This is a genomic window from Streptomyces sp. NPDC050423 (assembly GCF_040655445.1).
In the GTDB taxonomy this organism is placed as follows: domain Bacteria; phylum Actinomycetota; class Actinomycetes; order Streptomycetales; family Streptomycetaceae; genus Streptomyces.
In genome coordinates this window covers 23309-40774 of sequence record NZ_JBFAJY010000017.1, presented here as the reverse complement: position 1 = coordinate 40774, position 17466 = coordinate 23309, and the positions used below count along the sequence as shown (strand labels likewise).

13 protein-coding genes, 1 pseudogene and 1 riboswitch are annotated in these 17466 nt (G+C 71.8%); of the genes and pseudogenes, 9 read left to right on the top strand and 5 right to left on the bottom strand.

Translation table 11 applies throughout. The features are described from left to right. Window positions 1-22: 22 nt before the first annotated feature. Complete coding sequence (locus AB0I52_RS15145) at window positions 23-2473, bottom strand: DNA topoisomerase IV subunit A (RefSeq protein WP_363072596.1); 2451 nt, start codon at window positions 2471-2473, stop codon at window positions 23-25. Window positions 2474-2718: 245 nt separating this feature from the next. Here AB0I52_RS15145 and AB0I52_RS15140 point away from each other — a divergent pair, with 245 nt between their 5' ends. The 4 genes from AB0I52_RS15140 (at window position 2719) to AB0I52_RS15125 (ending at window position 7615) form a co-directional block, all read left to right on the top strand. After that, the gene (locus AB0I52_RS15140) at window positions 2719-4095 is read left to right on the top strand and encodes a pitrilysin family protein (RefSeq protein WP_363072594.1); all 1377 of its coding nucleotides are present in this window, start codon (window positions 2719-2721) and stop codon (window positions 4093-4095) included. A gap of 26 nt (window positions 4096-4121) precedes the next feature. Beyond that, a complete protein-coding gene (locus AB0I52_RS15135; RefSeq protein ID WP_363072740.1) occupies window positions 4122-5504 on the top strand; it encodes a pitrilysin family protein in 1383 nt (460 codons plus the stop codon). Window positions 5505-5715: 211 nt separating this feature from the next. Next, window positions 5716-5882, top strand: a riboswitch (cyclic di-AMP (ydaO/yuaA leader). 13 nt (window positions 5883-5895) lie between these two features. After that, window positions 5896-6732, top strand: coding sequence for a M23 family metallopeptidase (locus AB0I52_RS15130; protein WP_363072592.1), 837 nt, complete (start codon window positions 5896-5898; stop codon window positions 6730-6732). A 175-nt stretch (window positions 6733-6907) separates the two neighbouring features. Then, window positions 6908-7615: a GntR family transcriptional regulator gene (locus tag AB0I52_RS15125; protein WP_363072590.1), complete on the top strand. Its 708-nt coding sequence runs from the start codon at window positions 6908-6910 to the stop codon at window positions 7613-7615. A 179-nt stretch (window positions 7616-7794) separates the two neighbouring features. Here AB0I52_RS15125 and AB0I52_RS15120 read toward each other — a convergent pair whose 3' ends face one another. Next, window positions 7795-8076, bottom strand: coding sequence for an HPr family phosphocarrier protein (locus AB0I52_RS15120; protein WP_123462851.1), 282 nt, complete (start codon window positions 8074-8076; stop codon window positions 7795-7797). A 172-nt stretch (window positions 8077-8248) separates the two neighbouring features. On the opposite strand from AB0I52_RS15120, the gene AB0I52_RS15115 reads away from it, so the two are divergent. The 4 genes from AB0I52_RS15115 (at window position 8249) to AB0I52_RS15100 (ending at window position 13772) form a co-directional block, all read left to right on the top strand. Beyond that, window positions 8249-11158, top strand: coding sequence for a GNAT family N-acetyltransferase (locus tag AB0I52_RS15115; RefSeq protein WP_363072587.1), 2910 nt, complete (start codon window positions 8249-8251; stop codon window positions 11156-11158). Window positions 11159-11249: 91 nt separating this feature from the next. After that, entirely contained in the window at window positions 11250-11846 is a 597-nt protein-coding gene (locus AB0I52_RS15110) for a DUF5998 family protein (protein WP_123462856.1), read from the top strand. After that, the gene (locus AB0I52_RS15105; protein ID WP_363072585.1) at window positions 11846-13033 is read left to right on the top strand and encodes a nucleotide pyrophosphatase/phosphodiesterase family protein; all 1188 of its coding nucleotides are present in this window, start codon (window positions 11846-11848) and stop codon (window positions 13031-13033) included. The genes AB0I52_RS15110 and AB0I52_RS15105 overlap by 1 nt, the downstream gene beginning before the upstream one ends. Window positions 13034-13121: 88 nt before the next feature. Then, a complete protein-coding gene (locus AB0I52_RS15100; RefSeq protein ID WP_362967087.1) occupies window positions 13122-13772 on the top strand; it encodes a thymidine kinase in 651 nt (216 codons plus the stop codon). A gap of 38 nt (window positions 13773-13810) precedes the next feature. On the opposite strand, the pseudogene AB0I52_RS15095 reads toward AB0I52_RS15100, so the two are convergent. Together AB0I52_RS15095 and AB0I52_RS15090 are read right to left on the bottom strand one after the other, a co-directional pair. Then, a pseudogene (locus AB0I52_RS15095) lies at window positions 13811-13960 on the bottom strand (IS630 family transposase); the annotation flags it as partial. Between the two features lie 248 nt (window positions 13961-14208). Further along, window positions 14209-14985, bottom strand: coding sequence for a VOC family protein (locus tag AB0I52_RS15090; RefSeq protein ID WP_363072583.1), 777 nt, complete (start codon window positions 14983-14985; stop codon window positions 14209-14211). A 232-nt stretch (window positions 14986-15217) separates the two neighbouring features. Here AB0I52_RS15090 and AB0I52_RS15085 point away from each other — a divergent pair, with 232 nt between their 5' ends. Further along, the gene (locus AB0I52_RS15085; protein WP_363072581.1) at window positions 15218-16048 is read left to right on the top strand and encodes a sulfurtransferase; all 831 of its coding nucleotides are present in this window, start codon (window positions 15218-15220) and stop codon (window positions 16046-16048) included. Between the two features lie 163 nt (window positions 16049-16211). Here the strand turns inward: AB0I52_RS15085 and sepH are convergent, their stop codons facing one another. Next, window positions 16212-17276 (bottom strand): septation protein SepH, encoded by a 1065-nt coding sequence (sepH, locus tag AB0I52_RS15080; RefSeq protein WP_363072579.1) that lies wholly within the window; start codon window positions 17274-17276, stop codon window positions 16212-16214. Between the last annotated feature and the right edge of the window lie 190 nt (window positions 17277-17466).

The window sequence follows — 17466 nt, the reverse complement described above, 5'->3', positions numbered from 1 at the left end:
CGCCACGGACCGGGCCGGCCGGTTACACCGGGCCGGCGATCACCGCGACCGGGGACTCCAGCGGCGTCCCCGAACCGTCGCGCCGCGGGTCGGGCTCGGGCAGCGTGGCCGGTGTGCCGTTCTTCTGCGCGGCGCGGGCGGGCGTCGGGCCGGCCCAGGCGAACGTCAGGATGTCCTCGCCCTTGAGGAACCGCTGACAGCGCACCCCACCGGTGGCCCGGCCCTTGCGCGGGTACTGGTCGAACGGGGTGTACTTGCACGTCAGCACGGAGTCGTCCAGCGTGCCGTGCGAACCGGCGACCGTGAACACCATGGCGTCCGCGGCCGGATCCACCGCGGCGAAGGAGAGCACCTCCGCGCCCTCCGTGAGCTTGACGCCCGCCATGCCGCCGGCCGGACGGCCCTGCGGGCGCACCTGTGCCGCCGGGTAGCGCAGCAACTGCGCGTCCGAGGTGATGAAGACCAGGTCCTCCTCGCCGGTGCGCAGCTCCACCGCGCCGACGATCCGGTCACCGTCCTTGAGGCCGATGACCTCCAGCTCGTCCTTGTTGGCCGGATAGTCCGGCACCACGCGCTTCACGACGCCCTGCAGGGTGCCGATCGCCAGCCCCGGCGAGGACTCGTCGAGCGTGGTGAGGCAGACGACCTCCTCGTCCGCCTCCAGGGTGAGGAACTCCGCGACCATCGCGCCGCCCGAGAGGCTGGGCGCCGCATGGGTGTCCGGCAGCTGCGGCAGATCGATCACCGCCAGCCGCAGCAGCCGCCCCGTCGAGGTCACCACGCCGACATCGCCCCGTGCCGTGGCGGGCACGGCCGACACGATCACATCGTGCTTGGCGCGCTTGGCGTCCTCGGCGAAGACGATCGGGTCGCCGTTGGCCGTACGCGCCAGCAGTCCGGTCGAGGACAGCAGCACCCGGCACGGGTCGTCCGCGACCTCCAGCGGTACCGCCGCGACCTGCGAACCGGCCGACTCCAGCAGCACCGTACGCCGGTCGGTGCCGAACTTCTTGGCGACCGCGGCCAGTTCCGTGGAGACGAGCTTGCGCAGCTCGTTGTCCGATTCGAGGATCGCGGTCAGCTCGTCGATCTCGGTGTTGAGCCGGTCCTGCTCGCTCTCCAGCTCGACCCGGTCGAACCGGGTCAGCCGGCGCAGCGGGGTGTCCAGGATGTACTGCGTCTGGACCTCGCTCAGCGAGAAGTGCTCGATGAGCCGGTCTTTGGCCTGCGCCGAGTTGTCGCTGGACCGGATGAGCCGGATGACCTCGTCGATGTCGATCAGCGCGACGAGGAGGCCCTCGACCAGGTGCAGCCGGTTGCGGCGCTTGGTCCGGCGGAACTCGCTGCGCCGGCGCACCACCTCGAAGCGGTGGTCGAGATAGACCTCCAGGAGCTCCTTGAGGCCCAGGGTGAGCGGCTGTCCGTCGACCAGCGCCACATTGTTGATGCCGAAGGACTCCTCCATCGGCGTCAGCTTGTAGAGCTGTTCCAGGACGGCCTCCGGCACGAAGCCGTTCTTGACCTCGATGACCAGGCGCAGTCCGTGCGAGCGGTCGGTGAGGTCCTTGACGTCCGCGATGCCCTGGAGCTTCTTCGCCGAGACCAGGTCCTTGATCTTGGCGATCACCTTCTCCGGACCGACGCTGAAGGGCAGTTCGGTGACGACCAGACCCTTGCGGCGTGCCGTGACGCTCTCCACGGCGACGGTGGCGCGGATCTTGAACGAGCCGCGGCCTCCCGCATAGGCGTCCTTGATGCCGCCGAGGCCCACGATCCGGCCACCGGTCGGCAGGTCGGGACCGGGGACGAACCGCATCAGGGTCTCCAGGTCCGCGCCCGGATGCTTGATCAGGTGGCGGGCGGCGGCGATGACCTCGCCCAGGTTGTGCGGCGGCATGTTCGTCGCCATGCCGACGGCGATCCCGGTCGTGCCGTTGACCAGGAGGTTCGGATAGGCGGCCGGGAGGACGACGGGCTCCTGCTCCTGGCCGTCGTAATTCGACTGGAAAGCGACGGTGTCCTCGTCGATCGACTCCGTCATCAACGACGTCGCGTCGGCCATCCGGCACTCGGTGTACCGCATGGCGGCCGGCGGGTCGTCGTTGCCGAGCGAGCCGAAGTTTCCGTGTCCGTCGACGAGGGGGAGCCGCATGGAGAACGGCTGTGCCATCCGCACCAGGGCGTCGTAGATCGACGCGTCCCCGTGCGGGTGCAGCTTACCCATGACCTCGCCGACGACGCGGGCGCACTTCACGTAGCCGCGGTCCTGGCGCAGGCCCATCTCGTTCATCTGGTACACGATGCGGCGGTGCACCGGCTTCAAGCCGTCACGGGCGTCCGGCAGGGCCCGTGAGTAGATCACCGAGTACGCGTACTCAAGGAAGGAGCCCTGCATTTCGTCGACGACGTCGATGTCGAGGATCTTCTCCTCGAAGTCGTCCGGCGGCGGGGTCTTCGTGCTGCGGCGGGCCATCGCGGCTGCGACTCCTTCACGGATTCTGTTCGGGCAACCTCAGGTTCTGACGCGGACCATTGTGGACCGCCGCACTGACAACTCCGACCTCGACCCGTCCCAAAGGGGGTTCTCCACCCGTCCCGAGGGGTCCGGACCCCGCTTTCCGGTGACCTGCGCGGCACGGGAACTTCGCCAGGCGTCGGTGCGCTTGCTTACAGTGGCAGGTCTCGCATCACTCCAGTATCGCGATCGAAGGGACGTACATGCCCATGGGTCACACGGCCACAGCCCAGGCCGGCTCCGGCGGCTTGACAGCGACCGAGCACCGTCTGGCCAACGGCCTGCGCGTGGTGCTCTCCGAGGACCATCTGACCCCGGTCGCCGCGGTGTGCCTCTGGTACGACGTCGGCTCGCGCCACGAGGTCAAGGGACGCACCGGTCTGGCTCACCTCTTCGAGCACCTGATGTTCCAGGGTTCGGGCCAGGTCAAGGGGAACGGACACTTCGAGCTGGTGCAGGGCGCCGGCGGCTCCCTCAACGGCACCACCAGTTTCGAGCGGACCAACTACTTCGAGACGATGCCCACGCATCAGCTGGAACTGGCCCTGTGGCTCGAGGCCGACCGGATGGGCTCGCTGCTCGCCGCGCTCGACGAGGAGTCCATGGAGAATCAGCGGGACGTCGTCAAGAACGAGCGCCGCCAGCGCTACGACAACGTCCCGTACGGCACCGCGTTCGAGAAGCTGACCGCCCTCGCCTACCCGGAGGGCCACCCGTACCACCACACCCCGATCGGCTCGATGACCGACCTGGACGCGGCGACGCTCGAGGACGCACGGACCTTCTTCCGTACGTACTACGCGCCCAACAACGCGGTGCTCTCGGTCGTCGGCGACATCGACCCCGGGCAGACGCTCGCCTGGATCGAGAAGTACTTCGGCACCATCCCGTCGCACGACGGCAAGCAGCCGCCGCGGGACGGCTCACTGCCCGAGGTCATCGGCGGTGAGCTGCGCGAGGAGGTCCGCGAGGAGGTCCCGGCGCGTGCGCTGATGGCCGCCTACCGGCTGCCGCAGGACGGCACCCGCGAGTGCGACGCCGCGGATCTCGCGCTGACCGTGCTGGGCGGCGGGGAGTCGTCCCGGCTGCACAACCGCCTGGTCCGCCGGGACCGGACGGCTGTCGCGGCGGGATTCGGGCTGCTGCGGCTGGCCGGTGCGCCCTCGCTCGGCTGGCTGGACGTCAAGACGTCCGGCGGCGTCGAGGTGGCGCAGATCGAGTCCGCGGTCGACGAGGAGCTCGCCCGGTTCGCCGAGGAGGGCCCCTCGCCCGAGGAGATGGAGCGCGCCCAGGCACAGTTGGAGCGCGAGTGGCTGGACCGGCTCGGTACGGTCGCGGGCCGGGCCGACGAACTGTGCCGGTTCGCCGTGCTGTTCGGTGACCCGCAGCTCGCCCTGAGCGCCGTGCACCGGGTGCTCGACGTCACCGCCGAGGAGGTCAGGGCGGCCGCCAGGGCCCAGCTGCGGCCGGACAACCGGGCGGTGCTGGTCTACGAGCCGGTCGAGTCGGCGGAGCCCGTCGAAGAGGCCGAAGCCGACGCCGCCAACGACACCGACGCGCACGAAGGAGCGGACAAGTGACCGACGCTGCCGCGACTGGAGTTTCGATGCAGTACCACCCGCAGCCCGCCCCGGGAGCGGCCAGGCCCTGGGCCTTCCCCGCACCCGAGCGCGGCGCCCTGCCCAACGGCCTCACGGTGCTGCGCTGCCACCGCCCCGGCCAGCAGGTCGTCGCCGTCGAGATCTTCCTCGAAGCCCCGCTGGACGCCGAGCCCGAGGGCCTGGACGGGGTGGCCACGATCATGTCGCGCGCCCTGTCCGAGGGCACCGACAAGCACAGCGCCGAGGAGTTCGCCGCCGAGCTGGAGCGGTGCGGCGCCACTCTGGACGCCCATGCCGACCACCCCGGTGTCCGGGTCTCCCTGGAGGTTCCCGCCTCCCGGCTGGCCAAGGCGCTCGGTCTGGTCGCGGAGGCCCTGCGGGCACCGGCCTTCGCCGACAGCGAGATCGAGCGGCTGGTGAACAACCGGCTCGACGAGATCCCGCACGAGCAGGCGAACCCCGCCCGGCGCGCTGCCAAGCAGCTCTCCAAGGAGCTCTTCCCGGCCACGGCCCGCATGTCGCGCCCGCGCCAGGGCACCGAGAAGACCGTGGAGCGGATCGACTCCGCGGCCGTCCGCGCCTTCTACGACGCCCACGTCCGGCCGTCCACCGCGACCGCCGTGGTCGTCGGTGACCTCACCGGCATCGACCTGGACGCCCTGCTCGCCGACACCGTCGGCGACTGGTCGGGCAACACGGCGGAGCGCCGCCCCGTCCCGCCGATCACCGCCGACGACACCGGCCGGGTGGTGATCGTGGACCGCCCCGGAGCGGTGCAGACGCAGCTGCTCCTCGGCCGGATCGGCGCCGACCGGCACGACAGCGTCTGGCCCGCCCAGGTGCTCGGCACGTACTGCCTGGGCGGCACGCTGACCTCCCGCCTGGACCGGGTGCTGCGCGAGGAGAAGGGCTACACCTACGGCGTGCGCGCCTTCGCCCAGGTGCTGCGCTCCTCGGCCCGGGACGCCGCCTCGGGGGCGACGGGCGCAGCGATGCTCGCCATCAGCGGCTCGGTGGACACGGAGTCCACCGGTCCGGCGCTGGAGGACCTGTGGAAGGTGCTGCGGACCCTGGCCGCGGAGGGTCTGACGGACGCGGAGCGCGAGACGGCCGTGCAGAACCTCGTGGGCGTCGCACCGCTGAAGTTCGAGACGGCGGCCTCCGTCGCCGCCACCCTCGCGGACCAGGTCGAGCAGCACCTCCCGGACGACTACCAGGCGCACCTGTACGCGCGCCTCGCGGACACCGGCACGGTGGAGGCGACGGCGGCCGTGGTCAACGCCTTCCCGGGGGACCGGCTGGTCACGGTCCTCGTCGGGGACGCCGCACAGATCGAGCAGCCCGTCAGGGCCCTCGGCATCGGAGAGGTCTCGGTCGTCACCGGCTGACCGCTCAATCCTCCTGAAAGTGGGGCAAAAGGAAGGCCCTGGCAGATCACCCTCCGCCAGGGCCTTCCCTTTTGTCCGATTTAGGGGAGAGGTTACCTGTCTGCCCTGTGGGATGTGCTACAAATCCGCCTGTCCGTTTGGTGTGGGGAAGTGCCCCCGCTTAGCGTCGGCTCGGCTGTCCGCCACTCGTATGCCGCATCCGTGACGTACCGGGCAGTCATCGCCGAGTCCCCGTCAGGCGCGAGCCCGGGGAGCCGGGGACCCACGCAGTCCCTGGGGTGAATCGGGTGCCCATGCCTCAGTGAGGCCGGGGGATCCGTAGGAGACCTTCCTGCTCCGAACCCGTCAGCTAACCCGGTAGGCGAGAAGGAAGGAAAGGACCAGCCACTTCATGGCGTTCACCCGTGCCACGGGGAAGCACCGTGCCCCGAGCCGTCTGACGCGCTGCGGCGCGAAGGCCGTCGGCATCGCGACCCTGGCCACCACCGGCGTCATCGGCTCCCTGGCCTCCCCGGCCCTCGCCGCGGACGCCGAGACCCCCGCCACCGACGAGACAGGCCTCTCCCAGGCCATCGCCATCGAGGGCGACCTGGCCGACCGGATCGACGCGCAGGCGGACGCGCAGCAGCACCAGGCCGATGCCGCCGCGAAGGCGAAGGCGGAAGCCAAGGCGAAGGCCGAGGCCGAGAAGAAGGCTGACGCCAAGAAGAAGGCCGACGCCAGGGCCAGGGCGGCCGCGAAGGCCAAGGCCGCCGCCAGGGCCGAGGCGGCCCGCGAGAGCGAGGCGCGTGCCGCCCGCTCCGCCGAGCGCGCCCGGCTGGGCACCTTCCAGCTCCCCGTCGCAGGTTCCTACGTGAGCACCGGCTACAAGTCCAGTGGCTCCCTGTGGTCCTCCGGCAGCCACTCCGGCATCGACTTCCACGCCGCGTCCGGCAGCTCCGTCGTCGCCGTCGGCGCCGGCACGGTCGTCGAGGCCGGCTGGGGCGGCGCGTACGGCAACAACATCGTGCTCCGGATGACGGACGGCACCTACACCCAGTACGGCCACCTCTCCTCGATCGGCGTCTCCGTCGGCCAGAGCGTCGGCCAGGGGCAGCGAATCGGCCTCTCCGGCTCCACCGGCAACTCCACCGGACCGCACCTCCACTTCGAGGCCCGGACCACGCCGTCGTACGGCTCCGACATGGACCCGGTCGCCTATCTGCGCGCCCACGGCGTCACCGTCTGACCGACGCGCGAAGCGCTTCGGTGAAAGGCCCCGGCAGCCCGCCGGGGCCTTCGTCGTGTCCAAAAGATATTCATGAATTTCCACCCGGCATCGGAAATGCGACCGCATTGCAATAGAGTCACAGGACAGGCGTCGATCGGCCGCGTTCCGCGGGGACTGAGGCGGAGGTTCGGACATGCGCATTCCGGCGCATTCGGTATGCACGGCAATCCGTGACGACATCGTCTCCGGTGTCTTCGAACGCGGCAGCCGACTCACCGAGGAGGTGCTCGCGCGCCGTTACGGGGTTTCCCGCGTCCCGGTACGCGAAGCGCTGCGCACCCTGGAGTCCGAGGGCTTCGTGGTCACCCGCAGGCACGCCGGGGCCTGTGTCGCCGAGCCCGACGAGCAGGAGGCCGCCGACCTCCTGGAGGTCCGGATGCTGCTGGAGCCGCTCGGCGCGGCCCGTGCCGCCCAGCGCCGCACCGACGCCCACCTCAAGGTGCTGCGCGGCCTGGTCAGGCTGGGTCAGGAGCGGGCCCGCCGGGGCGAGGGCGAGGATCTGCGCTCACTGGGCGGCTGGTTCCACGAGACGCTGGCCCAGTCCTCCGGCAGCCCCGGCCTGATCGCGCTGCTCACCCAGCTCCGGCACAAGATCGCCTGGATGTACGCGGTCGACCAGCCGGCCCGTCCGGCCGATTCCTGGGCCGAGCACGGGGCCATCGTGGACGCCGTGGCGCGCGGCGACGCGGAACGCGCTCGGGCGCTGGCCGCCCAGCACGCCGAGCGGGCCACCGCTGCCCACCGGCTGCGCCGCGCCGGCCGGCCGGGTGCCGCCGTCCCCCGCGCCGGCCGGGTGAGGACTTCGCAACCTGCCGTAAACACCCCGAGCGGCCGGCATTAACAATGAAGCCGTATACAAGGAACAGGGTATTCAGTGGCGCCTTCTTCTTGCTGCCCTGAATTATTCCGCGTGGGTTTTTCTCCATGGTTCGTCATTCCCGCGCACACGAAAGAGCCGCGACTCCCGGTCGGGGGTGTCGCGGCTCTTTCGCAGGAATTTCGGCGGTCGTGACCGCTGGGTCAGACGGTCTCCGGAAGCTCGTCGAGCCCCTCGGCGACCAGCTTGGACAGACGGTCCAGAGCAGCTTCGGCGTTGTCGGCCTCGGAAGCGAGAACGATCTCCTCGCCGCCCTGGGCACCGAGCCCGAGCACCGCGAGCATGGACGCGGCGTTCACCGGATTGCCGTCGGCCTTGGCGATGGTCACGGGTATCCCGGAGGCCGTGGCCGCACGGACGAAGATGGATGCGGGGCGGGCGTGCAGGCCCTCGGCCCAACCGACGTTGACGCGGCGCTCAGCCATGGTTCTGCCCTTCACGAATCAATGGTTGTCTAGACCAGTCTCTCATGCAGTGTGTGATGCTCCAGCCGACCCGCGACACGTCCGCGGGCCGCTCGTACCGTCGACCGGCCACCCTCAGACTGCCCCGGCCCCGACCCCCACGCGACCGCTGACCGAGCCGTACGCTTTGCCCATGGAGCCCTCTCCGGAGCAGAGTCCGCATCACGTCTACCCCGACCACTGGGAGGCGGACGTGGTGCTCCGCGACGGCGGCACCGCGCGGATCAGGCCGATCACCACGGACGATGCCGAACGACTGGTCAGCTTTTACGAGCAGGTGTCCCCGGAGTCGAAGTACTACCGTTTCTTCGCTCCCTACCCCCGGCTCTCCGCCAAGGACGTCCACCGCTTCACCCATCACGACTACGTCGACCGGGTGGGACTCGCCGTCATGGTGGGCGGCGAGTTCATCGCCACGGTCCGCTACGACCGGATCGACGCCCAGGGCAGGCCCGCGTCGGCCCCGGCGGACGAGGCGGAGGTCGCCTTCCTCGTCCAGGACGCGCACCAGGGCCGCGGCGTCGCCTCCGCGCTGCTCGAACACATCGCGGCCGTCGCCCGCGAGCGCGGCATCCGGCGCTTCGCCGCCGAGGTGCTGCCCGCCAACAACAAGATGATCAAGGTGTTCCGGGACGCCGGGTACACCCAGCAGCGCAGCTTCGAGGACGGCTCCGTCCACCTCACCCTGGACCTCGAACCGACCGCCGAGTCGCTCGCCGTCCAGCGCGCCCGGGAGCAGCGTGCCGAGGCACGCTCCGTGCAGCGGCTGCTCGCACCCGGCTCCGTCGCCGTCATCGGCGCGGGGCGCACCCCCGGCGGGGTCGGCCGCACCGTCCTGCGCAACCTCCTGGGCGCGGGCTTCACCGGCCGCACCTACGCCGTGAACAGCGCCCTCGCCGCCGGCCAGGACACCATCGACGGAGTGCCCGCCCACCGCTCCCTCGGCGAGATCGGCGAACCCGTCGACCTCGCCGTCGTCGCCGTACCGGCCGAGCGGGTCCCGGAGGCCGTCGCGGACTGCGGGGAACACGGCGTCCAGGGCCTGGTGGTCCTCTCCGCCGGATACGCCGAGTGGGGCGCCGAGGGCCGCGAACGGCAGCGCGAACTGGTGCGCCAGGCCCGCTCTTACGGCATGAGGATCATCGGCCCGAACGCCTTCGGCATCATCAACAACTCCGAAGCGGTCCGGCTGAACGCCTCCCTGGCCCCGGAACGGCCCGCCTCCGGGCGCATCGGCCTGTTCACCCAGTCCGGCGCGATCGGCATCGCCCTGCTCTCCGGGCTCTACCGGCGCGGCGCCGGCCTCTCCACCTTCATCTCGGCCGGCAACCGCGCCGACATCTCCGGCAACGACTTCCTCCAGTACTGGTACGAGGACCCGGACACCGATGTCGCCCTGCTGTACCTCGAATCGCTCGGCAACCCCCGCAAGTTCACCCGCCTCGCCCGGCGCACCGCCGCCGTGAAGCCGGTCGTCGTGGTGAAGGGCGCCCGGCACAGCGGCTCCACCCCGCCGGGCCACGCCGTACCCGTCAGCCGGATCCCGGACGCCACGGTCTCCGCGCTGATGCGGCAGGCGGGCGTGATCCGTGTCGACACGGTGACGGAGATGGTCGACGCGGGCCTGCTCCTCGCCGGCCAGCCGCTCCCGGCGGGCGGCCGTGTCGCGATCCTCGGCAACTCCGAGTCCCTCGGCCTGCTCACGTACGACGCCTGTCTGGCCGAGGGGCTGCGCCCGCGTCCGCCGCGCGACCTCACCACCGCCGCCACCCCGCAGGACTTCCGGGACGCGCTGGCCGAGGCGCTGGCCGACGAGGGCTGCGACGCGGTGATCGTGACGGCGATCCCATGGGTGGGCGAGGACGGCGAGGCGGAGGAGGGCGACGGCGAGGTGCTGGCCGCTGCCCTGCACACGGCCTCCGCCGCCGGGCCGGCCAAGCCGGTGGCCGTCGTCCATGTGGAGATCGGCGGCCTCGCGGAGGCCCTGGCCGCCGCCACCAGCACGGTGGCCCAGCAGCGCCCCGCGCCGGCGCCGGGACGGCCCCCGGCCACCCCCGCCACACCACCCCCGGCCAGCCCCGCCGTCACACCGTCCCCGGTGGCGCCGCCGCCCGGCGGAACGGACACCGCGCCCGCGGCAACCGCCTCCGAGGGCGCCCGTGCCGTCGGCCGGATCCCCGCCTACCCCGCCGCCGAACGGGCCGTCCGGGCACTCGCCGAAGCGGTGAAGTACGCCCAGTGGCGACGCCAGGCCGCGGTTCCCGGCAAGGTCCCCGAGTTCCTCGACGAGACCATCGACGAGCCGGGCGCGGCCGCCCGCATCGAGGCGCTGCTCGGCGAGGACCCCGATCCGCACGGCAGGCCCCTGGCGCACGACGAGGCCCGCGACCTGCTGGCCTGCTACGGCATCACCGTCCTGCCGACGCTCCCGGCCCCCGACGCGGAGGCGGCCGTCGCCGCCGCCGCGCGGCTCGGCTACCCGGTCGCGCTGAAGACCACCGCACCCCACCTGCGCCACCGCGCCGACCTCGGCGGTGTCCGGCTGGACCTCGCCACCGAGTCCGCGGTGCGCCGCGCGTACGGCGAACTGACCGACCTCCTCGGCAAGCCCGCCGAGCTCCGGCCCGTCGTGCAGGCCATGGCCCCGCGCGGTGTCGACACCGTCGTACGGGCCACGATCGACCCGGCCGCGGGCGCCGTCCTCTCCTTCGGCCTGGCCGGTGCTCCCTCCGAGCTCCTCGGCGACACCGCCCACCGGCTGGTTCCGGCCACCGACCGGGACGCCGCCGAGCTGATCCGCTCGATCCGGGCCGCCCCGGTCCTCTTCGGCTGGCGCGGCTCGGCGCCCGTGGACACCGCGGCGCTGGAAGAACTGCTGCTCAGGGTCTCCCTGCTGGTCGACGACCACCCCGAGGTGGTCTCCGTCGCCCTGGAACCGGTCGTGGTCGCCACCCAGGGGCTGACCGTCCTCGGAGCGAGCGTCCGGCTGTCGCCGCCGCCGGCCCGCACCGACCTCGGCCCCCGCCGCCTCTCCAACTACTGAACCGCCCCGGGCCGTGCCGTCCCGGACCACGTCCGGTACGGGGCGGGCAGGACGTCCCCGGCAGCCATCCGCCCCCCGTAGGATGGTGCGTATGGCTAAGACCGGTACGACGACCCAGGGGCTGCGCGCGGCGATCGAGCGCAGCGGCTACTACCCGGCCCTCGTGGCCGAGGCGGTGGAGGCCGCCGTGGGCGGTGAGCCGGTCGCTTCGTACCTGGTGCACCAGGAGACCACCTTCGACTCCAACGAGGTGCGCCGGCACGTCACGGTCCTGGTGCTCACGGACAACCGCTTCGTCGTCAGCCACACCGACGAGCAGAACGCCGACACCAGCTCCCCGACGCCCTACGCCACCACCTCCACCGAGTCGGTCAAGCTCGACCGGATCTCTTCGGTCGTGGTCAGCCGCGTCGTGGCCAACCCGGAGAAGTACGTCCCCGGCACGCTGCCCCGCGAGGTCGTCCTGACCATCGGCTGGGGCGCGGTCTCCCGGATCGACCTGGAGCCCGCCGCCTGCGGCGACCCCAACTGCGAGGCCGACCACGGCTACACCGGCAGCTCCACCGCCGACGACCTGAGCCTGCGGGTCAGCGAGGCCGGCGACGGCCCCGACACCGTGCGCCAGACCCTCGCTTTCGCCCAGGCGCTCTCCGAGGCCACGGCCGCGACCGCGGCGGCCGGCCGCTGATGGTCCAGCCGGCCTGGCAGGACCCCGTCCTGCTGCCCGTCGACACCGCCCCGGTGCCCGAGTACGGCAGCGGCTCGCTGGCCGATCTGCTGCCCACGCTCGTCGCCGGACAGGGCGTGCCCGGTTTCACGGCGGCGATCGCCGAGCTGACGCCCGCCGACCGGAACTGCGTCTTCCTGATCGACGGACTCGGCTGGGAGCAGATCCGGGCCCACCCCGACGAGGCCCCCTTCCTGCACTCCCTGCTGCCCACCTCGCGCGGCGGCACGGGCCGCCCGATATCCGCGGGCTTCCCGGCCACCACCGCGACCTCCCTGGCCTCGGTCGGTACCGGGCTGCCCCCGGGCGAGCACGGCCTCACCGGGTACACGGTGCGCAATCCGGAGACCGGCGCACTGATGAACCAGCTCCGCTGGAGGCCGTGGACACAGCCCAAGGTCTGGCAGCCGCACCCCACCGTCTTCACCCTCGCCGACGCGGCCGGAGTGCGTACCGCGCAGGTCTCCGCGCCCACCTTCGAGCAGACTCCGCTCACCAAGGTCGCCCTCAGCGGCGGCTCGTTCCTCGGCCGGCTGACCGGCGAGGACCGGATGGACGTCGCCGCCGAACGGCTGGCCGCCGGTGACCGCTCCCTCGTCTACACGTACTACAGCGAGGTCGACGGCATGGGGCACCGCTTCGGCGTCGACTCCGACGCCTGGCGCGGTCAGTTGATGCACGTCGACGGACTGGCCCGGCGCCTTGCCGAGCAGCTCCCGCCGCGCTCGGCGCTGTACATCACCGCCGACCACGGCATGATCGACATCCCGTTCGACGAGCAGTCCAGGATCGACTTCGACGAGGACTGGGAGCTGCGCGCGGGCGTCGCGCTGCTCGGCGGCGAGGGCCGCGCCCGTCACGTGTACGCCGTCCCGGGCGCCGAGGCCGATGTGCTGACCGTCTGGCGCGAGGTGCTCGGCGAGCAGTTCTGGGTGGCGAGCCGGGACGAGGCCGTCGCGGCGGGCTGGTTCGGCCCCCGGATCGACGAGCGGGTCCTCGGCCGGATCGGCGACGTGGTCGCGGCGGCCCACGACGACGTGGTGATCACCGCCTCCGACAACGAGCCCCACGAGTCGGCGATGGTGGGCATGCACGGCTCGATGACCCCCGTCGAGCAGCTGGTCCCGCTCCTCGAAGTACGCTCTTAGGCGTGTTTTGAAAGTCCCGTACGCGCCTTGGCCGTACGGGCCCGTTCCACGGCCCTCCCCGCCCGTCCCGAAAGGTGCTCGACCTCTCATGCCCGAGCTGGTGTTCTTCTCCGGAACCATGGATTGCGGGAAGAGCACCCTGGCGCTCCAGATCGGGCACAACCGGTCGGCGCGGGGCCTCCAGGGCGTGATCTTCACCCGGGACGACCGGGCGGGGGAGGGCAAGCTGTCGTCGCGGCTGGGGCTGGTGACGGACGCGGTCGAGGCGGACGGGGGGATGGACCTGTACGCGTACCTGGTCGCTCAGCTGTCGAAGGGCGGCAGGGTCGACTACGTGATCGTGGACGAGGCGCAGTTCCTCGCTCCGGACCAGATCGATCAGCTGGCTCGCGTCGTGGACGACCTGGAGATGGACGTCTTCGCCTTCGGTATCACCACGGACTTCCGTACGAAGCTGTTCCCCGGATCGCAGCGGCTGATCGAGCTGGCGGACCGGGTCGAGCAGCTCCAGGTCGAGGCCCTGTGCTGGTGCGGAGCCCGTGCGACGCACAACGCGCGGACGATAGAGGGTGAGATGGTCGTCGCGGGCGCCCAGGTCGTGGTCGGCGATGTGAACCGCCCGGCGGGCGAGGTGGGTTACGAGGTTCTCTGCCGCCGCCACCACTCGCGCCGCATGACCGCCGCGTCCGCCCGGGTGGGCGCACTGTCTCCTGACGTTCTGCCGGTTTCGCCTGCCTGACACCGGGTTCGTCTGCCGTTGGCGGCGACGGATGCCGGGAATTTCTTGAACTCCACGGCCCAGTGACGGCGGTGCAGGGAACTGATGACGCTTCCGTCTTCGATGTCGAACGCGGCGAACAGGCCGGTCACGCCGTGCCGTTGGCAGTCGTGGGTGCGCCGCTCCGGCATACCGGGCATCATCGGCAAGCCGCGCGTATACGACGTCCGGCTCGGCACGCCACAACACAATGCGCGCCCGAACAGCCAACCTCGACGCCCCCTGCGACCAGTGCGCCAGTTGGTCACGCTCGGCAGTGGTCAACACGAACTCGACGGAAGGGCGTCCCGAAAACGGCGTCCTGAAACCGTAGCAACTTGACGACAGGATTTCCGGGCAGGACACCAGGCCGTGCCCGACGGGGTGGCCGTCGGCCACCCCGTCGGTCCCTCTCACGTCAGCGACTCGCGGACCGCACGATCGTGAAGGCCGCGCCCTCCGGATCGGCGACTGTCGCCACCCGGCCGCTGGATCCCTCCCTGGGGGGCTGGAGGATGTGTCCGCCGAGCTCCACCACGTGCTGCGCCGCCTCGTCCGTGTCGGCGACCTCGAAGTACGTCATCCAGTGCGGGCCGCGGTCCCGCGGCAGGCCGTGGCCGACGCCGTGCAGCGACGCCACCGGGCGGCCGTTCAGATGCAGGGTCTGGTAGTCGAAGTCGGCCGAGACCACGGCCTCCGCCTCGTAGCCGAAGACCGCCTGGTAGAACTTGGCGACGGTCGCCGTCTCCCGGGTCACCAGCTCGTTCCAGACCGGCGTGCCGGGCGCTCCGGCCAGCGCGGTGCCGACGTGCCGGGCCGCCTGCCAGATCCCGAAGACGGCCCCGCACGGGTCGGAGGCGATGGCCATCCGGCCGGCCTCGCCAGCGTCGAGCGGTCCGACGCCGACCGTGCCGCCGCAGGCACGGATCGTCTCCGCCGTTACATCGGCGTCGTCGGTGGCCAGGTAGGTCGTCCAGGCGATCGGGAGATGCCGGTCGGGAGGCAGCTGTCCGATTCCCGCGACCTCCTTCCCGTCGATCAGTGCCCGGACATACGGGCCCAGCTGCTCCGGGCCCGGTCCGAACTCCCAGCCGAACAGTTCGGCGTAGAAGTTCTGGGTCGTGTCCAGGCCGTGCACGATCAGGCTCACCCAGCAAGGTGTTCCGGGTGTACGCCGAGCGGCAGCCTCGGTCATCGTCACTATCTCCTCGGACCATCGTGGTGGCCGTACGGGGGAACGGGGCCTGCGCGCCGTTGTGCGGTACGGGATGTGTACGCCCCGTGCAGATGCTTGCACCACCCGGCGCCCGATGCGCCCCGGCCGCGCCGCACTTTCCGTGATCTCGACGGACGAGATCCCGTTTGTTGCGGTACGACCATTTCGTGGTTGTTACGGGCGGGCAGGCAACTGCGCGAGGATGGCTCCCATGAAGCCCATCATCTCCGCATTCGAATGTGCGAGCGAGTCGGCGGGGCCACGTCCGCCGGTGCTCCTGGACGTACGTTGGCAACTGGGCGGCCCCCACGGCCGGTCCGACTACGAGGCCGGGCACATCCCAGGGGCGGTCTTCGTCGATCTGGACGCGGAGCTCGCCGGACCGGCGGGCGCCGGCGGCCGTCATCCGCTTCCCGGCCCGGCGGAATTCGGGGCGGTGATGCGCCGCGCCGGCGTCGGCCGGGACCGTTCGGTGATCGTGTACGACGGCGGCCAGGGCTGGGCGGCGGCCCGCGCCTGGTGGCTGCTGCGCTGGACGGGGCACCGGGACGTCCGGGTGCTGGACGGCGGTCTCGCCGCCTGGACCGGCGAGCTGTCGAAGGAGATCCCGGCCCCCGCCGAGGGCGACTTCGTCCCCGAGCCGGGAGCGCTGCCCCTGCTGGACGCGGACGGCGCGGCGGCCCTGGCTCGTTCGGGCCTGCTGCTCGACGCACGGGCCGCCGAGCGCTACCGGGGCGATGTGGAGCCGATCGACCGGGTGGGCGGGCACATTCCCGGCGCGGTCTCGGCCCCCACGGGGGAGAACGTCGGGGCGGACGGGCGCTTCCTGCCCGCCGACGCGCTGGCCGCCCGCTTCGCCGGGCTGGGCGCGGACGGGGACACCGCGGGCGTCGGCGTCTACTGCGGCTCGGGCGTCTCCGGCGCCCATGAGGTGCTGGCGCTGGAGATCGCCGGACACCGGGCCGCTCTCTACGCGGGCTCCTGGTCCGAGTGGTCGGCCGACGAGTCCCGTCCGGTCGCCACGGGCCCCACCCCCCTGTAACGGGACAGCCGCGCGGAACCGGGCCCTCAACGGGACGGCCGGGCGCGACCTGGTCCGTAACGGGACAGCCGGGCGCAACCGGGATGACGGGTTCCGTCCGGACAGCGCACAGGGGCCCGTACGCAAGCGCGTACGGGCCCCCGTCATGCGGCGATCACCCGGTTCAGTCCTGTTTCTTGCGGCGCGTGCCGAAGACGATCTCGTCCCAGCTCGGCACCGCGGCCCGGCGGCCCGGCCGGACGCCGTCCGCCTCGGCCTGGCGATCCGTCGTCCCGGTCAGCCGGTCGCGGTGACCGGCCACCGCACGAGGCATCAGTACATCCGCGTAAGCGGAGCCGGCGCCCGCGGAGGCCGCCGGTGCGGGCGGATCCTCGGCCTCCGGCTCCTGCGCGGCCGGTTCGATCGCCGGGGGCTCGGGCGGCGAGGGGCGCTCCGGCACGACCATGTCGCCGCGGAAGCTCGGTACCGCCTCCAGGAGGCTGGTGAGCGAATCGCGTTCGCTCGCCGTGACCCCGCCGATGCGCTCCTCCGGCTCCGGGGGCGGAGGCGGGGCGGGGCGCTCCATCTGACGGTCCAGGGCGCGGTCCAGCGGCCGGTCACGCGGCAGCCGGGCGATCCGCGGGACGAACGGGAAGCTGGGTTCGGGCGCGGCGACGTCGTCGGTCTCGCCGATCAGCGAGCGTGCCTCGTCGTCCACCGCCTGGACCAGCCGGCGCGGGGCGTCGTACGTCCAGCTCGCCGAGTGCGGCTCACCGGCGACCCGGTACACCAGGAGAACCTCCCAGGTGCCGTCGTCGCGGCGCCAGGAGTCCCACTGGACGGTTTCTCTGTCGGCGCCGCGCAGCAGGAGACGCTCCTGCACCGCCTCGCCGAGCTGGGGGCCGGTGTTCTCGCCCGGACGGCGCACGGGAGTCTTCCGGGCCCGCTCGGCCATGAAGGCGCGCTCCGCGAGCACGGGGCCCTCGAAGCGGCGGACACGGTCGACCGGGATCCCGGCGAACTGAGCGACTTCCTCCGCCGAGGCACCGGCTCGTATCCGGGCCTGGATGTCGCGGGGGCGGAGGTGGCTCTCCACCTCGATCTCGATCTGGCCGAGCCGCGCGCGGTCGTTGCGCACGGCGGCTCGCAGCCGCTCGTCGATCGGAAGTGTGTACTCCGTGCTGTCTGCAGCCTTGAGCACCAGTCGTGTGCCGTCGTTGGAGACGGCCACGACACGCAGTTCGGGCATGGGGACCTCCCGGGTGGTGCCTGCCGACGTCACGTGCGTCGCTGCTTCCGCTAGTCGAGTGTGGCCTGCCCGGCTGCAGCCTGCCACAACATTGCCGTGTTGCCCGGCGTGTCGGGCGTGAGCCCTTGATCGCCAGTGTGGCACGGTGACCTCTTGCGCAACACAAAGTGACCTTAGGTCACTCTGTGCA